This window comes from Streptomyces sp. NPDC041122 (genome assembly GCF_055592445.1).
In genome coordinates, this window is the sequence record NZ_JBVIYQ010000002.1 from 406,253 (window position 1) to 423,027 (window position 16,775).

The following is a 16,775-nucleotide window of genomic DNA, read 5'->3' on the forward strand; positions in this document are numbered from 1 at the left end:
CCGCCGGTGTCGGCTCAATGACCCCGTTGCCCCGCACCCCGGTGCGGCCGCGGTGAGAAGGCGGCCCGCAGTCCGGGGTCCCCGGTGGCACGGACCCCGCGCACCGCGACGGCGGTGAGCCCGTCGCCGCGCCTCGGCAGCGCACCGAGGAGCCGCTGCCCGGCCGGGGACGCCCACCGCGTGTACGGATGGATCTCGACGCGGGCGATGAGCAGACAGCCCGTGCACACGAGCAGCGGCAGCGCGAACCAGACCGCGACGGGCACCTGCCCGGAGACGCCGGGGCCCTGCCCCGGCAGCAGCACCGCGACGGCGCCGAGGGCGAGCACCGCCGCGGTGGCGGCCCGCACCTGGCGCACCGCGGCCGCGACGCCCGCCTCCGCGCCCTGCGGGACGGCGAGCCCGGCCGTGACGAGTCGGTCCGCGAGCGCCCGCACCGGGTCGGCGGCGGCCGCGGCCCGGCGTATCTTCGCTATCCGCGACTGCCCGGCCGGGCCGATCGCGCCGAGCACCGAGCGCTCCATGTCGTCGCGGCCGACCGGGTCGACGACGGTCGCCCAGCCGGTGTGCGCGATCAGCAGCCGGCGCGCCCCGGCCATCGCGACGAGCGTCACGTCGGCGACGCGGGAGGGGCCGCCGGACAGGAACGCCGTCTCGTAGAGGGTGAGTTCGTGTCCGCGGGCCGCGGTCTTCTCCTGTGTGGCGGCGCGGCTCGCGGCGAGGCAGAGCCGGCCGCAGGACAGTCCGGCGGCGGCCCAGGCGAGGAGGAACAGAGGGACCCAGAACATGGCGGTTTTCTATGCGAAGGCGCCGCATTCCGCCATGGCTTATTCACCATGCGGACAACCGGTGACGGGTAGGTAACGTTCCGTTTTCCGTCGCTCCCGGTCACGGGGCGGCGGGCGCGGGCCGGGAGACGGCCGGGGGCAGCGGGAAGGCGGGCGACGGGGTGACGGGCGTGGCCGGCGCGGGGGAGTCGGCCGGGCCGGGCGGCGGTGGTGTCCGGGTGGCCGGTCCCGCGGGCCCGGACGTCGCCGCGTCCTTCGCCAGGCCGTCGAAGTCGACGAGGCCGGTGCTCTCCAGGACCTCGATGTGGTCGAGGACGGTCGTGTTGGCGTCGTCGGCCAGGGCGCGCACCAGGGAGTTGCGGGTGTTCGCGCGGACCAGGGCCACCAGGGAGAAGACCTTGCCGTGGGCGCGCCGCAGGATGTTCGCGAACCGCTCGTCGTACGTCGCGCCGCGGGCGCCGCTCAACTCCGCCAGCCAGTCGCGCTGTTGGGGATTTGGCTGACTGGGCAGCTCCAGGCGGAGCCGGGCCGCGACCTCGCGTACGCGCGCGTCCAGGAAGGTGTGCCCCTGGACGAGGTGCTCGCCCGCCGTGCGCACGGCCTGGGTGGTGCCGCGCTCCTCGGCCTGCTGTCCGGCCGGCAACTCCCACAGCCCGGCGAGGCGCACCTTGGTGACGAACTCCCGGTCCTGGGCGGACAGCGGCCCGAAGCCGGTCGACACGGCCTCGGCGTCGAGCCGGTCGAGTTCGGTACCCGAGCGGTCCTCGTAGGACCAGAGCGGAAAGATCAGCGCGGCCAGGGTCGCGACGAGGCCCGCCACGATGAGGCCGGTGCCGTTGATGGTTCGGGATCGCATGACGCCTCCTGTTGCGGCACCGCACGTTAGTGCGCGCCGGGCGGGGCGCGGCCCGATACGGCGGGGAGTACGTCAACTGCCTTATGCGAAGGCCGGGTTGCCTGGCGCGCAGGGCGCCCGCAGACGGCGGACCCCCGCCTGCGCAACCTGACCCCCCGCCCTCGTCACCTCCGCAGGAGCACCCGGCGGGTGGCGTGGCGCAGGCGGGCGGCGGGGCGGCGGGACAGCGGGGCCGGGCCCGAGCGCTCCCGCCACCAGGTCCTCAGTTCGGCTCGGGCGTCCGGGGCCGCCGGCTGCCCGGTGGACAGCAGGTGGGCGGCGAAGTGCAGCGCGTCGTGGCGGTAGCCGGCCGTCATGGGGCGGGAGCGGGCGTATGCCAGGAAGTGGCCGCGGTACCCGGCGCCCAGGATGCCGGGCAGCTCCGGGGCGACCTTCGCCACGACGTCGGCCCGCTTGGCGGCCAGGGCGTGGCTCTGCACCTTCAGCCGCGCGTGGTCGAAGCCCTCGGGCGCCGGGGTGCCCGCGACGAGCGCGGAGAGCAGCGCGGTCTGGGCGAGCGCGGTCCGCTGCCGGGCGGCCGGGGAGGCGGGCGGCACCTCGCGCCGGGCGGCGGACTCCGGCGCGGGCAGCTCGCCCGCCACCTTCACCGTGGCCCGGATGGCGTCCAACTCGCCTTCCAGCTCGGCGGGTTCGGGGAAGTTCTCGTCGCGCTCCAGGAGCACGCCCGGCGGGGACACCCGCGACGCCAGGTCGGCGAGGATCGCGAGGACCGGCTCGGGCACCGGGTGCGCGTGGCTGTCGTGCCAGACGCCGTCCCGCTCGAAGCCGCCCGCCACATGGACGTACGCGATGGCCTCGACGGGCAGTTCGTCCAGGGCCCTGGCCGGGTCCTCGCCGCGGTTGACGTGGTTGGTGTGCAGGTTGGCGACGTCGATGAGCAGCCGTACGCCCGTCCGCTCGACGAGCTCGTACAGGAACTGCCCCTCCGTCATCTCCTCGCCGGGCCAGGAGACCAGCGCCGCGATGTTCTCCACGGCGAGCGGCACGGGCAGCGCGTCCTGTGCGGCGCGGACGTTCTCGCAGAGCACGTCGAGCGCGTCGCGGGTGCGCGGCACGGGCAGCAGGTGCCCGGCCTCCAGCGGCTGGGTCGCGGTGAGGGTACCGCCGGCCCGTACGAACGCGATGTGCTCGGTGACCAGCGGCGAGCCGAGGGCCTCCGCACGCTCGGCGAGCGCCGCCAGGCGCCCCTCGTCGGGGCGGTCCGCGCCGCCGAGCCCCAGCGAGACGCCGTGCGGCACGACGGTCACCCCGCGCTCGCGCAGCCGCAGCAGGGAGTCGGGCAGATGACCCGGGCAGAGGTTCTCGGCGACGGCCTCGACCCAGTCGATGCCGGGCATCGCCTCCACGGCACCGGCGATCTCCGGCCGCCAGCCGATGCCCGTCCCCAGTCGTGCCGGCCGTCCCAGGTGCCTCTCCTGACGCGTCATGCGCTCCCCCTTCGTCCCGCGGGCCCCCGTACCCCCGGCCCTTCCGTGCCCAGGACATCACCGGGACGGGGGCGGGCGAACCCTCGGGGGAGGACGTTCAGAGCTACATTTGAGGTTCCGGCCGGTCCGTGTTGACCTGGCCGGGCGGCGCGGGCGAGGGACGGGACGTGGCCGACACGTCGCCGCTGGGCCCGGCGGGCGGTGGCTGCGGGGGCGTGGCGCCGGACGGCGGCGGAGGTCCGGTGGGGCTGGCGGTCGCGGTCGACGCGGCGCCGTTCGCGATCCCGTCGAAGTCGACCTGGCCGGTGGCCTCCAGCATCGTGATGTGGTCGAGGACGGTCTGGTTGGCGTCGGTGGCGAGCTGGCGCACGAGCGAGTTGCGGGTGCTGTCGCGGACCAGCGCGATCGCGCCGAAGACCTTGCCGTGCGAGGCGCGCAGCAGATTCGCGAACTTGCGCTGGTACTCCTCGCCGCTCGCCGCGGTCAACTCGTCCAGCCAGCCCTGCTGTTGCTCGGTGGGCTGGTTGGGCAGCTCGACACCGAGCTGCGCGGCGACCCCGCGCACCCGGCGGTCGAGATCGGTGTGGCCGACGATCAGATGGTCCCCGGCCTCCTTGACCGCCTTGGTCGGCGCCCGCTCGACGGCCTGCTGGCCCGCGGGTATCTCCCACAGCCCGGCGAGCCGCACCTTCACCAGCAGGTCCCGGTCGGCCGTGGAGAGCGGCCCCCACCGGGTGGCGACGGACCCCGCGGCCAGATTGGCCTGGCCCGTGCCGGACCGGTCGGCGTAGGACCACACGGGGAACGCGATCGCCCCCAGCGTGGCGACGAGTGCCGCGATGATCAGAGCCGTGCCGTTGACGCGCCGCAAGGTGCCTCCCGTGGTGCTCCGGTGTCGCCGGTGATACCGGGGAGTACGGAAGATACGGGCGGGGCGTTCAACCGCGCGAGATGTCGGACGCGAACGGTACGGGGGAGCGGCCCAGGTGGGTCAGCACCTGGTCCAGGACGGAGGCGTCGGGCGGGGCGGGCAGCGCGGGCGCGAACGCGGCGCCGGGGCCCCGGCGTTCGGGGGTGGCGGGCACCCGGCGGGCCACCGCGAGCGCGGCGGCGAGCACCTCGTCCGGGAAGGTGACCGGAACGTCCAGCGTGACGGCCACGTCCCACGCGTGCACCACGTAGTCGAGGAGGTGGAACCCGACGGCGGTACGTCCGGAGAAGCTGCCGCCGAGCTCCGGCAGCACGAACTGCCGCTCCCTGCCGTCCTGTTCGTACTCCGCTCCGTACTCGGCGAAGGCGGCCAGGACGTGCCGCACCGACTCCTCGTAGCGGGCCGACGGGTCGCTGCCGAGGTCGAGTTCGATCCAGCACGTGCGGTCGTCGCCGGCCCCGCGCGCGGCCGCCGCGAAGCCGTGGTGCTGGGCGGTCATATGGGTCACGAGACGGCGCAGGGTCCAGCCCGCGCACGGGGTGGGGCGCTCCCAGTCCGCCGCGTCGCGGGCGAAGGACAGGACGTGGAGGGAGGTCTGGACGGCGGCGCGGTCGAGGGCGACGGGATCGGTCACGGTGTGCCTGCTTTCCGGGTCGGGGTTCCGGGTGGGGCGGGAAGCCGTCGAAGGCATGCGGCAAGCATAAAACTAAACGAACGGTCGTGCTAGTGAAGGAAGGCGGGCCGTCGCGCGAGAGACGGAAGCCTCATCCCTACGGGAGGTGGGGCGCCGACGCCGGATCCGTGGCCGCCGCCCGCAGCCGCGCCGTGATGCCCGCGCCGGCCAGTCGGTACGCGTCCGGCGCGCCGTGCAGCACCGAGTGCGCGTTGGCCGTCTCCATGAGGGCGACGAGTTCGAAGGCGAGCTGCCCGATGTCCGTGTCCGCCCGCAGGTCGCCGGCGTCGCGCGCCTCGCCGAGGCAGCGCTCCACCTGCCCGGTCCAGCTGCGGCCCGCGTCGGCGACGGCGTCGTGCACGGTACCTTCACGCGCGTCGTACTCGGCCATCGCCCCGTAGAAGAAGCAGCCACCGGGGAAGACCCGGCGCTCCGAGTACGCCAGCCAGTTCGCGCAGAGCCGGCCCACCTGTCCGAGGCCGGGCGGCTCCTCGCGCGCGGGCTCCACCACCGTGTCGAGGAAGATGCGCCCCGCCGCCCTGATGGTCGCCAGCTGCAGCTCCTCCTTCGAGCCGAAGAGCGCGAACACCCCGCTCTTGCTGAGGTCCAGCTCGGCGGCGATGCGCCCCAGCGACAGGGCGTCGAGCCCCTCGACGGAGGCGATGTCGACAGTGCGGCGCAGCACGAGGCGGCGGGTCTGGTTGCCGCGCTCGACCCGGCCGTCCAGGCGCCCGCCGGTCCCCGCGGCGCCGCCGCTCACGACCGCCCCCGGTGCCGGACGGCCGCCGCGCGTTCGCGTTCCGTTCTCGCCTGCATGTGTGTACCCCTGCTCCTGGCTCTGCGCCCGGCCTCGCTTCCGGCCGGGCGCGTCCGTGCTCGCGCCCCGGTATCCGGGCGCGCGCGGCGGGCGACGGCCGCCGTGGTGGTCATGGTGCCATCGAAGTGCCGTCATCGACGCTGCTCAACCCGGTCATTCCACTTCCGGCAATGATCCCGTGCCGAAGTTCCTCTTGTCGCAATGACTGTGCGGTCAACAGGATGAGGGCGTACCGGAACCGCACCAGCCCACGAGGTTTTCATGATCGTCATCACCGCTCCCACCGGGAACATCGGCCGCCATCTGCTGCCCCTGCTCCTGGAGTCCGCCCCCGCCCACGACGAGCGCCTGCGCGTCGTGGTGCGCGACCCGGCCCGCCTTCCCGACGCGGTCCGCGAACGGGTCGAGGTGGTCGTCGGCTCGCACGGCGACGCCGACGTCGTCGACCGGGCCTTCGCCGGCGCGGACGCCGTGTTCTGGCTCGTACCGCCGGACTCCTCGCGGACGCCGGACGAGGGCTTCCGGGGCTTCACGCGTCCCGCCGCACAGGCCCTCGTCACGCACGGCGTCCCTCATGTGGTCGGCGTCTCCGCGCTCGGCCGCGGCACGCCCGTCGCCGACCGGGCCGGACTGGTCACGGCCTCGCTCGCCATGGACGACCTCATCGCCGGGACCGGCGTCGCCTACCGGGCGCTGGCCAACCCCTCGTACTTCGAGAACTTCCTGGAGGACGCCGCGGAGATCCGGGACAAGGGCGTCTTCACGGACGTCGTCGACCCCGACCGCAGGGCCCCTCTCGTCGCCGTCGCCGACATCGCGGCCGTCGCCGCCGGGCTGCTCCTCGACCGCACGTGGTCCGGCGTCGACAGCGTTCCGGTCCTCGGGCCGCAGGACCTGTCCCCGAACGACCTGGCCCGCATCATGACGGAGCGGCTCGGCCGGCCCGTGCGGTACGAGCGCCAGGCGTTCGACGAGCTGTACAGCACCCTGGTCGGCTACGGGCTCGACGAGACGTTCGCGCGGGGCGTCCGCGACATGAAGCGGGCCAAGGACGCGGGCCTGGACGCCGGCGTCACCCGCACGCCGGGCAACGCCACGCCCACCACGTTCGAGCAGTGGTGCGACCGGGTGCTCAGGCCCGCCGTCGAGTCCTCGGCCGCCGCCTGAGCCTTCCCCACGACCCGACCCGTATCCGTGACCCGCACCCCGTCATCGACACACCTCCCGGAGGCCCGTCCCATGTCCGTACCGGAAACCACCCTGCCCGTCACCGCGTTCATGCTCGTCAAGACCACGCCCGAATGGCTCGCCATGACCCCGCAGGAGCGGGTGGAGGCGTTCACCACGCAGGTCGTCCCCGCCGTCGAGGCCAGGACCACCGGCGTCCGGTCGCGCTTCTACGACACCGAGTTCTACTCCACCCGGGTCACCGACGTCTGGGTCTGGGAGGCCGTCGACCACGACGCCTACCAGCGCCTCGTCGACGCCCTGCGCGAAACCCCGTTCTGGGACCGCTACTTCGAGGTCGTCGACCTCCTGGTCGGCACCGAGAACGGCTACGCCCGCACCTACGGCGTCGAGGCCGTCACGTCGATCAGCACCTGAGCCCTCAGGCAGCACCTGAGCCCTCAGGGGCCGAGGAGGCCGATGCGGTTCACGCCCTCGACCGCGACGGTCGGCCCCGGGGCGATCTCCGTGAAGCCCGCGTCGCGGACCACCGGGTTGTCGCCGGCGCACACCGCGCGCCAGTGGTCGGAGTCGGCGGTCCGCACGGAGAGCGGGAAGCCCGCGTCCCGCCAGGCGGCGCGCTCCTCGCCGGTGAGTTCCCACCAGGCGAGGTGGGCGCCGTGGCCGGCCTGGGCCATCGTCTTGCCCGCCGTCATCTCCACGTGCGGGTTCAGCCAGAGCACGGGGTGCGTCGGGTCGGCGCCGGCCGGCGGCTCGGGGTCGTCGAGTTCGGTGCCGGAGACCTGGAGCCGCGCCAGCTCCTTGGGCCAGCCGTCGAGTGGTACGGGAGGGAAGACGCGGACCTCCGCCGACTTGCCGGTGACCGTGATGCCGGGCAGCGCCTCGGCCTTGCGCCACTCGGCGCCCCTGGCCCGGCGCACCACCTTGCGGATACGGGCGTCCTGCCAGTCCCGCACGGCCTGCGCCCACTCGCCGTCGCCGAGGGAACGCGCGTCGCTCAGCATCACCAGGACGGCGCGGGCCGCGGTCTCCAGGGCGTCCGTGCGGGCCGGGGGAGCGGCGCGCTCGATGCGGACGACGAGGGGCAGCACGAACTGCGGCGCCTCGTCGCGCGCGGTGATCTCGTGCCGGAACGGGCTGTCCTGCGCGGGGGCGCGGTCGGGGGCGCTGTCGGGGGTGGTCGTCTGTTCGCTGCTCACGCGGCAAGTCTGCCAGCCGCCCGGCCGGCGGACCGGGCCCGGCCCCGGCCCGTCCGTGGATCGTGTCCGCCCCGGCGTGTGCGTCAGAATGACCCGCATGGAACGTGAGCACGCCGTACGGCTCGACAAGGTGGGACGCCGCTACGGCGTGCGCGGCCCCTGGGTGCTGCGCGAGGTCGACCTCGGCATACCGGCGGGCGCCCTGGTGCGCGTCGAGGGCGGCAACGGAACAGGAAAGTCGACCCTGTTGAGGCTGCTGGCCGGGATCGACGCGCCCTCCGAGGGGCGGCTGACCGGGCGTCCGCGCACCGCGTTCGTGCCCGAACGGTTCCCCGCCGCGCTGCCGTTCACCGCGGTCGGCTATCTCACGCACATGGGCCGCGTCCACGGACTCGGGCGCGGGGCTGCCCGGCGCCGCGCGGCGGAGTGGCTGGAGCGCTTCGGCGCCGACGGGTACGCGCGGACTCCGCTGGCGGAGCTCTCCAAGGGCAGCAGCCAGAAGGTCGCCGTGGCGCAGGCCCTGCTGGCCGACCCCGAACTCCTCGTCCTCGACGAAGCGTGGACCGGCCTGGACGCGCCCGCCCGCGCCGAGCTCGACCGCGCGGTGGCCGAACGCACCGCGGCGGGCGGCTCCGTGGTCTTCGTCGACCACGACCCGCTGAGGCTGCGGGGCCTGGCGCACGCGACGTACGCGGTGACGGGCTCGACGTTGAACCGCCGCACGGAACAAGGGACTTCGCGGGAGTGGGAGGGGCCCGCGGTGCTCATCGAGACGCAGGGGCCCGAGGGGGCGCGGGGGGCGGGGCTCCCGCCGTCGGTCGCCGCGTCGGTCGTGGCCCGCGCGCAGGGGGCCGCGCCCGGCCTGCTGCGGCTCACCGTGCCCGAGCCCCATTCGGACCGGGTCCTGCGGGAGCTTCTGACGGCACGGCCGCCGTGGCACGTGGTGCGGGTGCACGCCGCGGACGCCCGCGTCTGTGGCGAGGTAGGGGCGGCCACGGACGAGGAGGTGCGGTGATGCGTGCCGCGCTGCGCTATCAGACCGCCCTGCTGGTGCGGTCCCAGCGCTGGCTTCCGCCCGTGATCCTGTACGCCGTGTTCCTCGGCGTCGGCGTACAGGGCGGGCAGCCCATCCTGGACTCGCTCGCCTACGCCGCCGGGGGCCTGCTGCCCGTGGCGGCCTGGCTCGTCCGCATCTGTGTGTCCAACGAGCCGCCCGCGGCGCGCAGTTGCTCCGCCGCGGCCATCGGCCCCGGCCGGGCCCACCTCGCCTCACTGCTGGCCGCACTGCTCACCGCCGCCGCGCTCGGCGCCGCGGCGGTGTGCGTCGTGACGGTCATCAGCGACGCGGCGAGCACGAACGCCCGGGTGCCGGTGGAGCGGCTCCCCGCGGGCGCGGCCGGACTCCTCGCGATGCTGGTCAGCGCGTTGCTCGGCACCGCGCTCGGGGCGCTCGCCGGCTGGCCGATCCTGCGCTCCGCGGGCCGCGCCGTGCCCGCGCTGCTGCTCGGCGCGCTGTTCCTGCTGGTGACCACGGGCTCCCCGGCCAAGTCGGTCCTGACGGACCTGACCACCGGGTCGCGGGAGGGCGCGGTGCCCGCCCCGCTGGGCGCTCTCGCGGCGGCGCTGGCCGTCACGGCGGCGGCGCTGTGGGGGGCGTGCGCGCTCAGCTCGCGGCGCGGCTGACGGAGCGACGGCCCGATGGTCGACGGATCGACCTGTCGGCCCATCCGCCTGTCGGCCTGGTGGCCCATCCGCCGGTCTGCCTGTCGACGGACGCCGGTCCCCGGTCCCGCTCAGCCCGAACAGGCCGAGCGCTGTGCCTCCTGCCACTCGCACACCGGGCAGAGCGTGACGCCCCGCCGGGACTCGGGGTACTCGGTGGGCGCGCGACAGAGCACGCACTCGGCGAACGGCTCGTCCGGCCGGGGCTCCGGCGGGGCCGCCGCGCGGTGATCGTCATCCGGCATGCGGACCAGCCTAGTTCAGGGGATCCCGACGGTTCAGGCCGGACCAGGCCCGTTCAGGACTTGTCGGACGCGTCCCGCCCCGCCGAGTCCGCGGAGTCCGCCGCGCCCGTCGCCCGGGGCGTCGCTCCCGTCGTGCCCGGCGCCCCGGACGAGCGGATCTGCTCCGAGACCCGGACGAACCGGTACCCGCGCTCGCGCAGCTCGGGGACGACCGTGCGCAGGGCGCGCTCCGTCGTGGGCGCCGCGCTGCGCGTGCAGTGCATGACGACGACGGAGCCCGGCCGCACCCCGTCGAGCACCTGCCGGGCGACCGCCGAGGAGTCCGTGGCGAAGGCGTCGCCGCTGACGACGTCCCACTGCACCGCGGTCACGCCGCCGGGCGCCAGCGCCCGCAGGGCCTGCCGGTCGTAACAGCCGCCGGGGAAGCGGAAGTACGGCACGCGGCGCTCGACGCCCGCCGTGCGGAAGGCCGCGAAGGCGCGGTCCATGTCGGCGCGCATCCGGGCCGCGGGCACGGTCGGCAGTCCGTAGCAGTCGCCGGTGAAGGCATGGTGGCTGTAGGAGTGGTTGGCGACCTCGAAGAGCGGGTCGCGGCCGATGTCCTTGGCCTGCTTCGGGTACTCCTCGGCCCACCGGCCCGTCATGAAGAACGTGGCGGGCACCTTCAGCCGCCGCAGCGTGGCGACCAGGGCCGGATTGTCGAACCGCTCACCCGCCGCCGCGCGCGGACCCTGGTCCGCGGTCATGTCGGCGTCGAAGGTGAGGGCGACGGTACGGCCGTGCTTGCGGGACCCGTTGGTGAACACGGGGGTGATCCCGGCGGGGCCCGGCGCGAGGGTCGGGGGAGCGGACGACGAGGGGGCGGTCGGCGCGGGGCGGGCGGTGCGGCCCGCGTGACCGGACGTGGCGGTGTCGGCGCCGCAGCCGGCGAGGGCGACGGTCAGGGAGCCGAGGGCGCAGAGCGCGGCGCATCTCCGTACGAGAGTGATCACCCGCGCGACGATATAGGCATTAATACGTCAAATAGGACAACAGGTCCGAGGGGGCGCGAGGTCTCACTCCGCCGCCACGCCCGCGCCGCCGGCGCCGTGCGCCGTACGGGGGCGCCGGGGCGTCGCGCAGGTGGCCCGGTCCTCTCAGAGCCACCCCTCCAGCGAGCCCATGAACGCGTCGAAGTCGTCGCGGTGGATGGTGTGTCCCGCACCCCGGACCGTCCGCACCTCGAAGCCGCGCCGCGCCAGCTCCTCCTTGAGCGCCGCGTCGACGACGGGGCTGGGGTCCGCGACCTGGACGAGCGAGCGCACGACCGGGGCGGCGGGGGTGTGGTCGGCGGCGTGCGCGCCGGACAGCGACAGGGCGGAGTCCGGGTCCCACGCGGCCAGCGTGGCGACCTCGACGTCCACGTCGGCCGCCTCCCAGCGCGGGTTGAACTTCGCTATCACCTGCCGCGACAGCCGCTGGAACGCCACGAACGCGGCGGGGTCGACCGCGCCGCGGGGGCCGAGCGCCCACGCCGGATCGCAGTAGACGGCCCGCGCGGGCGCGAGCCGCTCGGCCGCGAGGGCCAGCGCGAGACCGCCGAGCGAGTGCCCGAGCGCGAGGTCCGCGCCGGCCGGCAGCGTGTCGACGAGGTCGTCGGCGAAGAGCCGCGCGCCGTACGCGCCGCGTCCGCTCGCGCCGTGGCCGCGCAGGTCGACGGCGATCACGCGGTACCCCCGTTCGGCGAGGGCGGGCCCCACGCGCCGCCAGGTGCGGTGGTCCGACATCATCCCGTGGACCAACAGGGCGATCCGGTCGCCGGTCCCCCACTCGTGGGTGTGCAGCTGCATCGTGGTGCCTCTCTCCGCGTGCCCGCGTACCCCGCGGGCGGCCGGACGGTCTCCACGGATCTTGGTATCAGGAGCGGGCCCGCCCCCGCCGACCGGGTGGACGGGAACGGAACACCGCCCCCGTCCCTCTTCCTCCACGGCACGGGTCCCCGCGCGCGTGACGCCGACGTTCCGCTCACGCGCCTCGCCCACGGCCCTCACCGACACACTCCGGATATGCCCGTCATAGCCCATCACCTGGCCGTTTATCGGCTGTTGATCGGGGACGGAGATCCTCCGCAGGTCCGTGTCCGGCACGGACGAACGGAAACGACCGGAGGTATGCACATGAAGGTTGTCCGCTCCCTCAAGAAGAAGGTCACCGGAGAGAAGAGCCTCAAGTCCTACGCCTGGTACATCTGGTACTAGACCGCAGGCAGGACACCGCGCGCATCCCGCGCGGACGCACATTCCGTAGGGACGCAACGCGCCGTCGAGGCCCGCGTCCGGTGTGCCGTGAACCGGCCGCCGGGTGCGGGCCTCCCGCTCCTGGAGACTCCCGATGTCCATATCCGGTACCGCCGGCCTCGCACGGACCACCGTCCTCACGCCCCGGCTCGACGCCCTGCTGCGCGACCACCGCGGCGAGGACGTGTTCCGCCTGGACGCCGACACCGTCGGCGTCGCAGGACCCGCCCTGACCGACCGGATCCTGGCCGCCCGGCCGGCCACCGAGCGCGAACGCCCCACCTTCAAACCGCTGCAGGGGCGTTCCATCCCGCGTACGGAGGCCGCCGCCGTCATGCAGGCCATCGGCCGCGACGTGCGCACCGCGCTGAAGAAGCCGGTGCCCGGCCGCCTCGACCTCACGGGGCAGTGGCCGCACGTCGGCCACGTCCACCTGCGCGACCTGATCCTGGGCGCCGACCCGTACCGGCTGCGCATCCTCATGGACCGCACCCTGGAGCTGACGCCCAAGCTGACCTGGGCGGTCATCGCCACCGGCGCCGCCCTGCCCGGCAGGCTCCGCCCCGGCGCGCCCGCCACCAGCATCGCGGGCCTGACCGCGAACGCCGCGAACTACAACGAACGCCGCTACGCCATGGGCATGTACCGGCGCGCCGCCGCGCCCGTCTGCTTCACCGTCTCCACGCTCGTCGCCAACGCGTACTGGCTCGGAGCGCCCTTCGACGACGACACGCCCAACGAGCACATCCTGTACGAGTCCATGCGGCTGCTGCCGCCGTCCTGGAACCTCCTGCGCAACGCCGGCCCCGAGTACCCCGCCCTCGACGACCGCATCGGCCCCGGCGACGACGTACTGCTCCTGCCACTGCTCAGCCACCGCGACCCGGCCCTCTGGGACGACCCGGACGACTTCCGCCCCGAACGCTGGGACACGCTCGACCCCGACGACCACCCGGGCTACCTCCCCTTCGGCCACGTCTCCGAGCGCTGCTGGGGACGGCACATGGTGATGCCGCTGGCCGGCATGCTCCTCGACATCCTGCGCGCCGAGGGCGTGACGGTCGACCCCCGGCAGACCACCGCGAAGGTGCCGCTGGCGGGGCTGCTGGGCGTCGACAAGGTGCGGTTGGTCCGCGGGGGCGGCGGGGCCAGGCCTTAGACGGAGGCCTGGATGGCCTGACCTGCATCGTCGCTCAGAGCAGCCGCGGTCAAGGTGAGGTGCTTGACCAGGACCGCGACTGCGGTGTCGGCGTCGCGGGCCAGCACCGCCTCCTCCAGCCTGCGGTGTTCCTCGGCGCCGTCCCGGTCGGGGTTGCGGTGCGCCGACCAACGGCGGGCCAGCTCGCTCGCGGTCCACAACCGGTCGAAGGTCTCCAGGAGCGCGCGGTTGCCGCACCCTTCCAGCAACGTGCGGTGGAAGGCCCTGTGAGCTTCGGCCCACGCGCCGGTGTAGTGATCGCCCTCCTCCGGCGCGTAGGCCGGGGTGCGCACCAAACGGTGGTGGGAGGCCCGCACGCGGGCCTCCCAGTCGACGTCGCCGCGCTCGATGGACATGCGCAGTACGACCGGTTCGACCGTCCTGCGGGCTTCGGCGATCTCCTGCCAGCGGCGGTCGGAGTAGGACGGGACGGCGAAGCCGCGGTTGGGCAGCCGGTCGGCGAGCCCCTCGCCGACCACCCGCACGAGCGCCTCACGCACCACGGCCAGGCTCACGCCCTGCTCCTTGGCGAGATCCTGCGGCTTGAGGGGGGCGCCAGGGGAGTGGTCCCCGCGCATGATCGCGTCCCGCAGGTGTGTGTAGACCTGCTCGGAAAGCATCTGCTTTCCCGGCGGGGTCGAGGAGTGTGCCGTCCGAGTCATGCGGCCATCCTAGACGATCCACTGGATAATCGATTATTCGTGTTACGGTCGATTCAGTAACCTGCGAAGACGGTCTCGTCCGGACGGGACGACGGCTGTGCGGGCCGGCGACCCTTCGCCCCCCTTCCCCCGGCGGCCCGGGCCGTGTTGACCGCCACCGCCGAAACACCCGTCCGACAGCGCCGCCCGACTCCCGGAGGCACCACCGTGATGCACCTCGACGCCCTTTCCGATTCCGCCCGCACCGGCGACGGCCCCATGGACCTCAAAGCCGTCCGTGACGTCAGCCGCGCCGTCAGCGCCGCCCACTTGTTCATCTACCTGGCCCCCGAGAGCTCCGAAGAGGCGGCCGCGCTCGGCGTGACCGACCGCGGACCGGCGTATCTGGCCTTCCGGTCGGCCGCGATGGGCGCGGTCCCGTGGCCCGTCACGCTGGCGGCCTTCTACAACTTCAGCCCGCGGGCAGTGAGGGCCATGGCGGGCGTGTGGGACGCCGCGCCGCCCGAGCGGTGGCAGGCCGCCCGTTTCCTGGCCGCCGGACGGGCGATGCGGCGGGTCGACCTACACCTCACGGACGACCACCTCGCCGAGGCGCGCTCGCTGATCGACCCGGTCATCGCGGGTGCCGACTACGCCGGCAAGGTGCTGGCCGCCGCGAACGCCTCGGTCACGCTTCCGTCCGATCCTCTTGTCGCGCTGTGGCAGCAGATCACGGTGGCGCGCGAGTGGCGCGGCGACGCCCATCTCGTCGTACTCGCCGACAACGGCCTCGGGCCATGCGACTCTCTCGTTCTGCACGCCGCGACCGGCCGCCTCCCGACAGCTCTCGCGCGAGCGACCCGTCAGTGGGACGACGAGGAGTGGGACGCGGCGACAGCACGCCTGGTCGCGCGCGGCTGGCTCGACTCCCACGGCATGATCACCGACCCCGGCAGTACGGCGCGCGAGCGCATCGAGGTGGAAACGGACGAGCACTGCGCCGCGCTATGGGCCCCGATCGGCACCACGGGTGCCCGTCGCTTCGCCTCGCTCATCGCGCCGATCACCGACGCGTTCACCGCGGCGGGGACGTTCCAGACCGTTCATGGACAGCCTGATCGCACGTAAACGATCCTTGCGCCGCACGGCTCCGGGCGCTCCCGGTGACCGTGGCGCGGGAGCGCGTCAGAGGCCGGACGAAGGAGGCGGAGTGCCGGCGGAAGACGGGTCGTCCTCCCGCGGCGGCAGGAGAGGCGCGATCTCGGCCGCCGGGCGGCCGGTGTGCAGGCTGAGCAGGTCGGTGATCAAGTCGTCCAGGGGCGGCCAGGGCATGTTCCCGTGGTCGTTGGAGAGGCTGACCAGGCCGTGCAGCGCGGTCCAGAGGAGCAGGCCGGCCTGCCACTGTCGGTCCGCCGTGGTCTCGGCGCCGGTGACGGCCGCCAGGGAGACCACCACGGCCTCCAGCGGTTCAGCCCCGGCGCCGTGTGCCGAGCCGGGGACGAGGTCGTCCGGCATCCGTCCGCCGAAGAGCGTGCGGGAGTGGCCGGGTCGGCCGACTCCCCGGCGCACATAGGCCGCGCACCGGGCCACGAGGTCGGACAGCGGGTCCGGGGCGGGCCGGGCGGTGTCGTCCATCAGTCGTGCCGGCTCCTCGTAACGCAGCCGCAGCACGTGCTGGATCAGCGCCCCCAGGTCGGGGAAGTGGCCGTTGGCGGAGCTGCGGCGCCCCTGCTGCCGCCCCGTATCTCCCGCGTCACGCTGGCGGCCCTGCTGCTGGACGAGGCGGAGACGGGCACGTTCGGCACCAAGATCGTCGTGCCCCTGAGCCAGCCGCCGCGGCAGTCGCGGAAACAGATGACGACCTCTTAGGCCCGCCCACCCAGCGCGCCCGCGTCGTCCCGGCGGAACAGGGCCGCCCAGAGGAACGGTTCGCCGAAGCGCGGGGAGTCGGGCGGCTCGTCGCGCATCCGGCGCATCTCGACCTCCGTCAGGCCGGCGAAGATTCCGCGCAGCGCCTCCGCCGTGTACGCCAGGCCGCCGTGCAGCCCGCCCTGCCGGTAGAAGTCCGCGTCGGAGAGCTCGGACCCCATGCCCGCCTCGCCCGCCTCGCCCGCCGCGAAGCAGCCGAGGGAGAAGTGGCCGCCGGGGGCCAGGAGGCGGTCGAGGAGGGCGAGATAGCTGACGCGGCGGTGCGGCGGCAGATGGTGGAAGCAGCCGGAGTCGTGGATCAGGTCGTACGGGCCGCTCAGCTCCGCCCGCGCGAGCGCGAAGGCGTCACCGTGGTGGAAGCGCACCTCGGCCCCCGCCGCGCGGGCCCGGTCCGCCGCCCAGGCGAGGGCGCCCTGCGACAGGTCGACGGCGTCCACCGCGAAGCCGAGCGAGGCGAGGTGCAGGGCGTTGCGCCCCGGGCCGCAGCCCAGGTCGAGGGCACGCCCCGGAGTGAGCAGACCTCGCTCCCCGTACGAGACGAGGCTTTCGTCGGGCTTGTCCGCGAAGAACGGCACCGGCTTCGAGCGGTCGGCGTAGAAGCCGTCCCACCACGCCGCCCCGTCCGCCGACCACCGGTCGGCCGCCGGCTCGAAGAGGCCGTCCATAAGCTTCATCACGTCGTCGATCGTGCGTACGCTGCGGTCCATCAAGTCCCCTTTCGCAGAGCCTGATGGTAGGCCGCGCACACCTCATCGGCCCAGGTCAGAGCTGCTGCGTGCGGGGCTGCGGCGGGGCCGCGAAGGGCGTCCGCGGCCGTATGCGCGC

General features: G+C 74.3%; 21 protein-coding genes and 1 pseudogene. 8 read left to right on the forward strand and 14 right to left on the reverse strand.

The features are described 5' to 3' along the window. Window positions 1-14: 14 nt before the first annotated feature. The 6 genes from ACZ6B8_RS08055 to ACZ6B8_RS08080 all read right to left on the reverse strand — a co-directional run bounded on the left by ACZ6B8_RS08055 (window position 15) and on the right by ACZ6B8_RS08080 (window position 5,495). Entirely contained in the window at window positions 15-788 is a 774-nt protein-coding gene (locus ACZ6B8_RS08055) for a TIGR04222 domain-containing membrane protein (RefSeq protein WP_471606647.1), read from the reverse strand. 100 nt (window positions 789-888) lie between these two features. Next, window positions 889-1,644 (reverse strand): DUF4142 domain-containing protein, encoded by a 756-nt coding sequence (locus tag ACZ6B8_RS08060; RefSeq protein WP_471077339.1) that lies wholly within the window; start codon window positions 1,642-1,644, stop codon window positions 889-891. A 164-nt stretch (window positions 1,645-1,808) separates the two neighbouring features. Continuing rightward, complete coding sequence (locus tag ACZ6B8_RS08065; RefSeq protein WP_471606648.1) at window positions 1,809-3,131, reverse strand: MbnB/TglH/ChrH family RiPP precursor modification enzyme; 1,323 nt, start codon at window positions 3,129-3,131, stop codon at window positions 1,809-1,811. A 103-nt stretch (window positions 3,132-3,234) separates the two neighbouring features. Further along, a complete protein-coding gene (locus ACZ6B8_RS08070; RefSeq protein ID WP_471077345.1) occupies window positions 3,235-4,002 on the reverse strand; it encodes a DUF4142 domain-containing protein in 768 nt (255 codons plus the stop codon). Window positions 4,003-4,069: 67 nt separating this feature from the next. Next, entirely contained in the window at window positions 4,070-4,753 is a 684-nt protein-coding gene (locus ACZ6B8_RS08075) for a TIGR03086 family metal-binding protein (protein WP_471077348.1), read from the reverse strand. Between the two features lie 79 nt (window positions 4,754-4,832). Beyond that, the gene (locus ACZ6B8_RS08080) at window positions 4,833-5,495 is read right to left on the reverse strand and encodes a TetR/AcrR family transcriptional regulator (RefSeq protein WP_471606649.1); all 663 of its coding nucleotides are present in this window, start codon (window positions 5,493-5,495) and stop codon (window positions 4,833-4,835) included. Between the two features lie 318 nt (window positions 5,496-5,813). Here ACZ6B8_RS08080 and ACZ6B8_RS08085 point away from each other — a divergent pair, with 318 nt between their 5' ends. Further along, window positions 5,814-6,719: an NAD(P)H-binding protein gene (locus ACZ6B8_RS08085; protein ID WP_471077354.1), complete on the forward strand. Its 906-nt coding sequence runs from the start codon at window positions 5,814-5,816 to the stop codon at window positions 6,717-6,719. Window positions 6,720-6,766: 47 nt separating this feature from the next. Here ACZ6B8_RS08085 and ACZ6B8_RS08090 read toward each other — a convergent pair. After that, window positions 6,767-6,811 (reverse strand): annotated as a pseudogene (locus ACZ6B8_RS08090) (hypothetical protein); the annotation flags it as partial. Here ACZ6B8_RS08090 and ACZ6B8_RS08095 point away from each other — a divergent pair. Beyond that, complete coding sequence (locus tag ACZ6B8_RS08095) at window positions 6,792-7,157, forward strand: darcynin family protein (RefSeq protein ID WP_471606650.1); 366 nt, start codon at window positions 6,792-6,794, stop codon at window positions 7,155-7,157. The pseudogene ACZ6B8_RS08090 and the gene ACZ6B8_RS08095 sit on opposite strands and share 20 nt — an antisense overlap. A gap of 23 nt (window positions 7,158-7,180) precedes the next feature. Here the strand turns inward: ACZ6B8_RS08095 and ACZ6B8_RS08100 are convergent, their stop codons facing one another. After that, on the reverse strand, window positions 7,181-7,939 hold the full coding sequence (locus tag ACZ6B8_RS08100; protein WP_471077359.1) for a peptidyl-tRNA hydrolase: 759 nt from the start codon (window positions 7,937-7,939) through the stop codon (window positions 7,181-7,183). Window positions 7,940-8,036: 97 nt separating this feature from the next. Here ACZ6B8_RS08100 and ACZ6B8_RS08105 point away from each other — a divergent pair, with 97 nt between their 5' ends. Beyond that, window positions 8,037-8,954 (forward strand): ABC transporter ATP-binding protein, encoded by a 918-nt coding sequence (locus tag ACZ6B8_RS08105; protein ID WP_471077362.1) that lies wholly within the window; start codon window positions 8,037-8,039, stop codon window positions 8,952-8,954. Next, a complete protein-coding gene (locus ACZ6B8_RS08110) occupies window positions 8,954-9,622 on the forward strand; it encodes an ABC transporter (RefSeq protein ID WP_471077365.1) in 669 nt (222 codons plus the stop codon). The genes ACZ6B8_RS08105 and ACZ6B8_RS08110 overlap by 1 nt, the downstream gene beginning before the upstream one ends. A gap of 110 nt (window positions 9,623-9,732) precedes the next feature. Here the strand turns inward: ACZ6B8_RS08110 and ACZ6B8_RS08115 are convergent, their stop codons facing one another. The 3 genes from ACZ6B8_RS08115 to ACZ6B8_RS08125 all read right to left on the reverse strand — a co-directional run bounded on the left by ACZ6B8_RS08115 (window position 9,733) and on the right by ACZ6B8_RS08125 (window position 11,735). Beyond that, window positions 9,733-9,906, reverse strand: coding sequence for a hypothetical protein (locus ACZ6B8_RS08115; RefSeq protein ID WP_471606651.1), 174 nt, complete (start codon window positions 9,904-9,906; stop codon window positions 9,733-9,735). A gap of 53 nt (window positions 9,907-9,959) precedes the next feature. Beyond that, a complete protein-coding gene (locus ACZ6B8_RS08120) occupies window positions 9,960-10,898 on the reverse strand; it encodes a polysaccharide deacetylase family protein (protein WP_471606652.1) in 939 nt (312 codons plus the stop codon). 144 nt (window positions 10,899-11,042) lie between these two features. Beyond that, complete coding sequence (locus ACZ6B8_RS08125) at window positions 11,043-11,735, reverse strand: alpha/beta fold hydrolase (RefSeq protein ID WP_471606653.1); 693 nt, start codon at window positions 11,733-11,735, stop codon at window positions 11,043-11,045. A 327-nt stretch (window positions 11,736-12,062) separates the two neighbouring features. Here ACZ6B8_RS08125 and ACZ6B8_RS08130 point away from each other — a divergent pair, with 327 nt between their 5' ends. Together ACZ6B8_RS08130 and ACZ6B8_RS08135 are read left to right on the forward strand one after the other, a co-directional pair. Next, complete coding sequence (locus tag ACZ6B8_RS08130) at window positions 12,063-12,143, forward strand: tryptorubin family RiPP precursor (protein WP_355806243.1); 81 nt, start codon at window positions 12,063-12,065, stop codon at window positions 12,141-12,143. 133 nt (window positions 12,144-12,276) lie between these two features. Then, window positions 12,277-13,341, forward strand: coding sequence for a cytochrome P450 (locus ACZ6B8_RS08135; RefSeq protein ID WP_471077377.1), 1,065 nt, complete (start codon window positions 12,277-12,279; stop codon window positions 13,339-13,341). On the opposite strand, the gene ACZ6B8_RS08140 is transcribed toward ACZ6B8_RS08135, so the two are convergent. Continuing rightward, a complete protein-coding gene (locus tag ACZ6B8_RS08140) occupies window positions 13,338-14,042 on the reverse strand; it encodes a GntR family transcriptional regulator (protein WP_471077380.1) in 705 nt (234 codons plus the stop codon). The two genes, ACZ6B8_RS08135 and ACZ6B8_RS08140, sit on opposite strands and share 4 nt — an antisense overlap. 210 nt (window positions 14,043-14,252) lie before the next feature. Here ACZ6B8_RS08140 and ACZ6B8_RS08145 point away from each other — a divergent pair, with 210 nt between their 5' ends. Beyond that, window positions 14,253-15,149, forward strand: coding sequence for an SCO6745 family protein (locus ACZ6B8_RS08145; protein ID WP_471607171.1), 897 nt, complete (start codon window positions 14,253-14,255; stop codon window positions 15,147-15,149). A 57-nt stretch (window positions 15,150-15,206) separates the two neighbouring features. Here the strand turns inward: ACZ6B8_RS08145 and ACZ6B8_RS08150 are convergent, their stop codons facing one another. After that, window positions 15,207-15,656 carry a TetR-like C-terminal domain-containing protein gene (locus ACZ6B8_RS08150; RefSeq protein WP_471606654.1) on the reverse strand — a complete coding sequence of 150 codons (450 nt, stop codon included), beginning with the start codon at window positions 15,654-15,656 and terminating at the stop codon, window positions 15,207-15,209. Between the two features lie 66 nt (window positions 15,657-15,722). On the opposite strand from ACZ6B8_RS08150, the gene ACZ6B8_RS08155 reads away from it, so the two are divergent. After that, window positions 15,723-15,890: a hypothetical protein gene (locus ACZ6B8_RS08155; RefSeq protein ID WP_471606655.1), complete on the forward strand. Its 168-nt coding sequence runs from the start codon at window positions 15,723-15,725 to the stop codon at window positions 15,888-15,890. On the opposite strand, the gene ACZ6B8_RS08160 is transcribed toward ACZ6B8_RS08155, so the two are convergent. Then, window positions 15,887-16,657 (reverse strand): class I SAM-dependent methyltransferase, encoded by a 771-nt coding sequence (locus ACZ6B8_RS08160; protein ID WP_471606656.1) that lies wholly within the window; start codon window positions 16,655-16,657, stop codon window positions 15,887-15,889. The genes ACZ6B8_RS08155 and ACZ6B8_RS08160 overlap by 4 nt on opposite strands. Between the last annotated feature and the right edge of the window lie 118 nt (window positions 16,658-16,775).

Bases quoted from the DNA above. Each gene is read 5' to 3' on its own strand.
- ACZ6B8_RS08095 (WP_471606650.1), top strand. From the start codon at position 6,792: ATGTCCGTACCGGAAACCACCCTGCCCGTCACCGCGTTCATGCTCGTC.
- ACZ6B8_RS08125 (WP_471606653.1), bottom strand. From the start codon at position 11,735: ATGCAGCTGCACACCCACGAGTGGGGGACCGGCGACCGGATCGCCCTG.
- ACZ6B8_RS08130 (WP_355806243.1), top strand. From the start codon at position 12,063: ATGAAGGTTGTCCGCTCCCTCAAGAAGAAGGTCACCGGAGAGAAGAGC.
- ACZ6B8_RS08110 (WP_471077365.1), top strand. From the start codon at position 8,954: ATGCGTGCCGCGCTGCGCTATCAGACCGCCCTGCTGGTGCGGTCCCAG.
- ACZ6B8_RS08105 (WP_471077362.1), top strand. From the start codon at position 8,037: ATGGAACGTGAGCACGCCGTACGGCTCGACAAGGTGGGACGCCGCTAC.
- ACZ6B8_RS08085 (WP_471077354.1), top strand. From the start codon at position 5,814: ATGATCGTCATCACCGCTCCCACCGGGAACATCGGCCGCCATCTGCTG.
- ACZ6B8_RS08135 (WP_471077377.1), top strand. From the start codon at position 12,277: ATGTCCATATCCGGTACCGCCGGCCTCGCACGGACCACCGTCCTCACG.
- ACZ6B8_RS08115 (WP_471606651.1), bottom strand. From the start codon at position 9,906: ATGCCGGATGACGATCACCGCGCGGCGGCCCCGCCGGAGCCCCGGCCG.
- ACZ6B8_RS08060 (WP_471077339.1), bottom strand. From the start codon at position 1,644: ATGCGATCCCGAACCATCAACGGCACCGGCCTCATCGTGGCGGGCCTC.
- ACZ6B8_RS08160 (WP_471606656.1), bottom strand. From the start codon at position 16,657: ATGGACCGCAGCGTACGCACGATCGACGACGTGATGAAGCTTATGGAC.
- ACZ6B8_RS08140 (WP_471077380.1), bottom strand. From the start codon at position 14,042: ATGACTCGGACGGCACACTCCTCGACCCCGCCGGGAAAGCAGATGCTT.
- ACZ6B8_RS08150 (WP_471606654.1), bottom strand. From the start codon at position 15,656: ATGGACGACACCGCCCGGCCCGCCCCGGACCCGCTGTCCGACCTCGTG.
- ACZ6B8_RS08055 (WP_471606647.1), bottom strand. From the start codon at position 788: ATGTTCTGGGTCCCTCTGTTCCTCCTCGCCTGGGCCGCCGCCGGACTG.
- ACZ6B8_RS08145 (WP_471607171.1), top strand. From the start codon at position 14,253: ATGCACCTCGACGCCCTTTCCGATTCCGCCCGCACCGGCGACGGCCCC.
- ACZ6B8_RS08065 (WP_471606648.1), bottom strand. From the start codon at position 3,131: ATGACGCGTCAGGAGAGGCACCTGGGACGGCCGGCACGACTGGGGACG.
- ACZ6B8_RS08075 (WP_471077348.1), bottom strand. From the start codon at position 4,753: ATGCCTTCGACGGCTTCCCGCCCCACCCGGAACCCCGACCCGGAAAGC.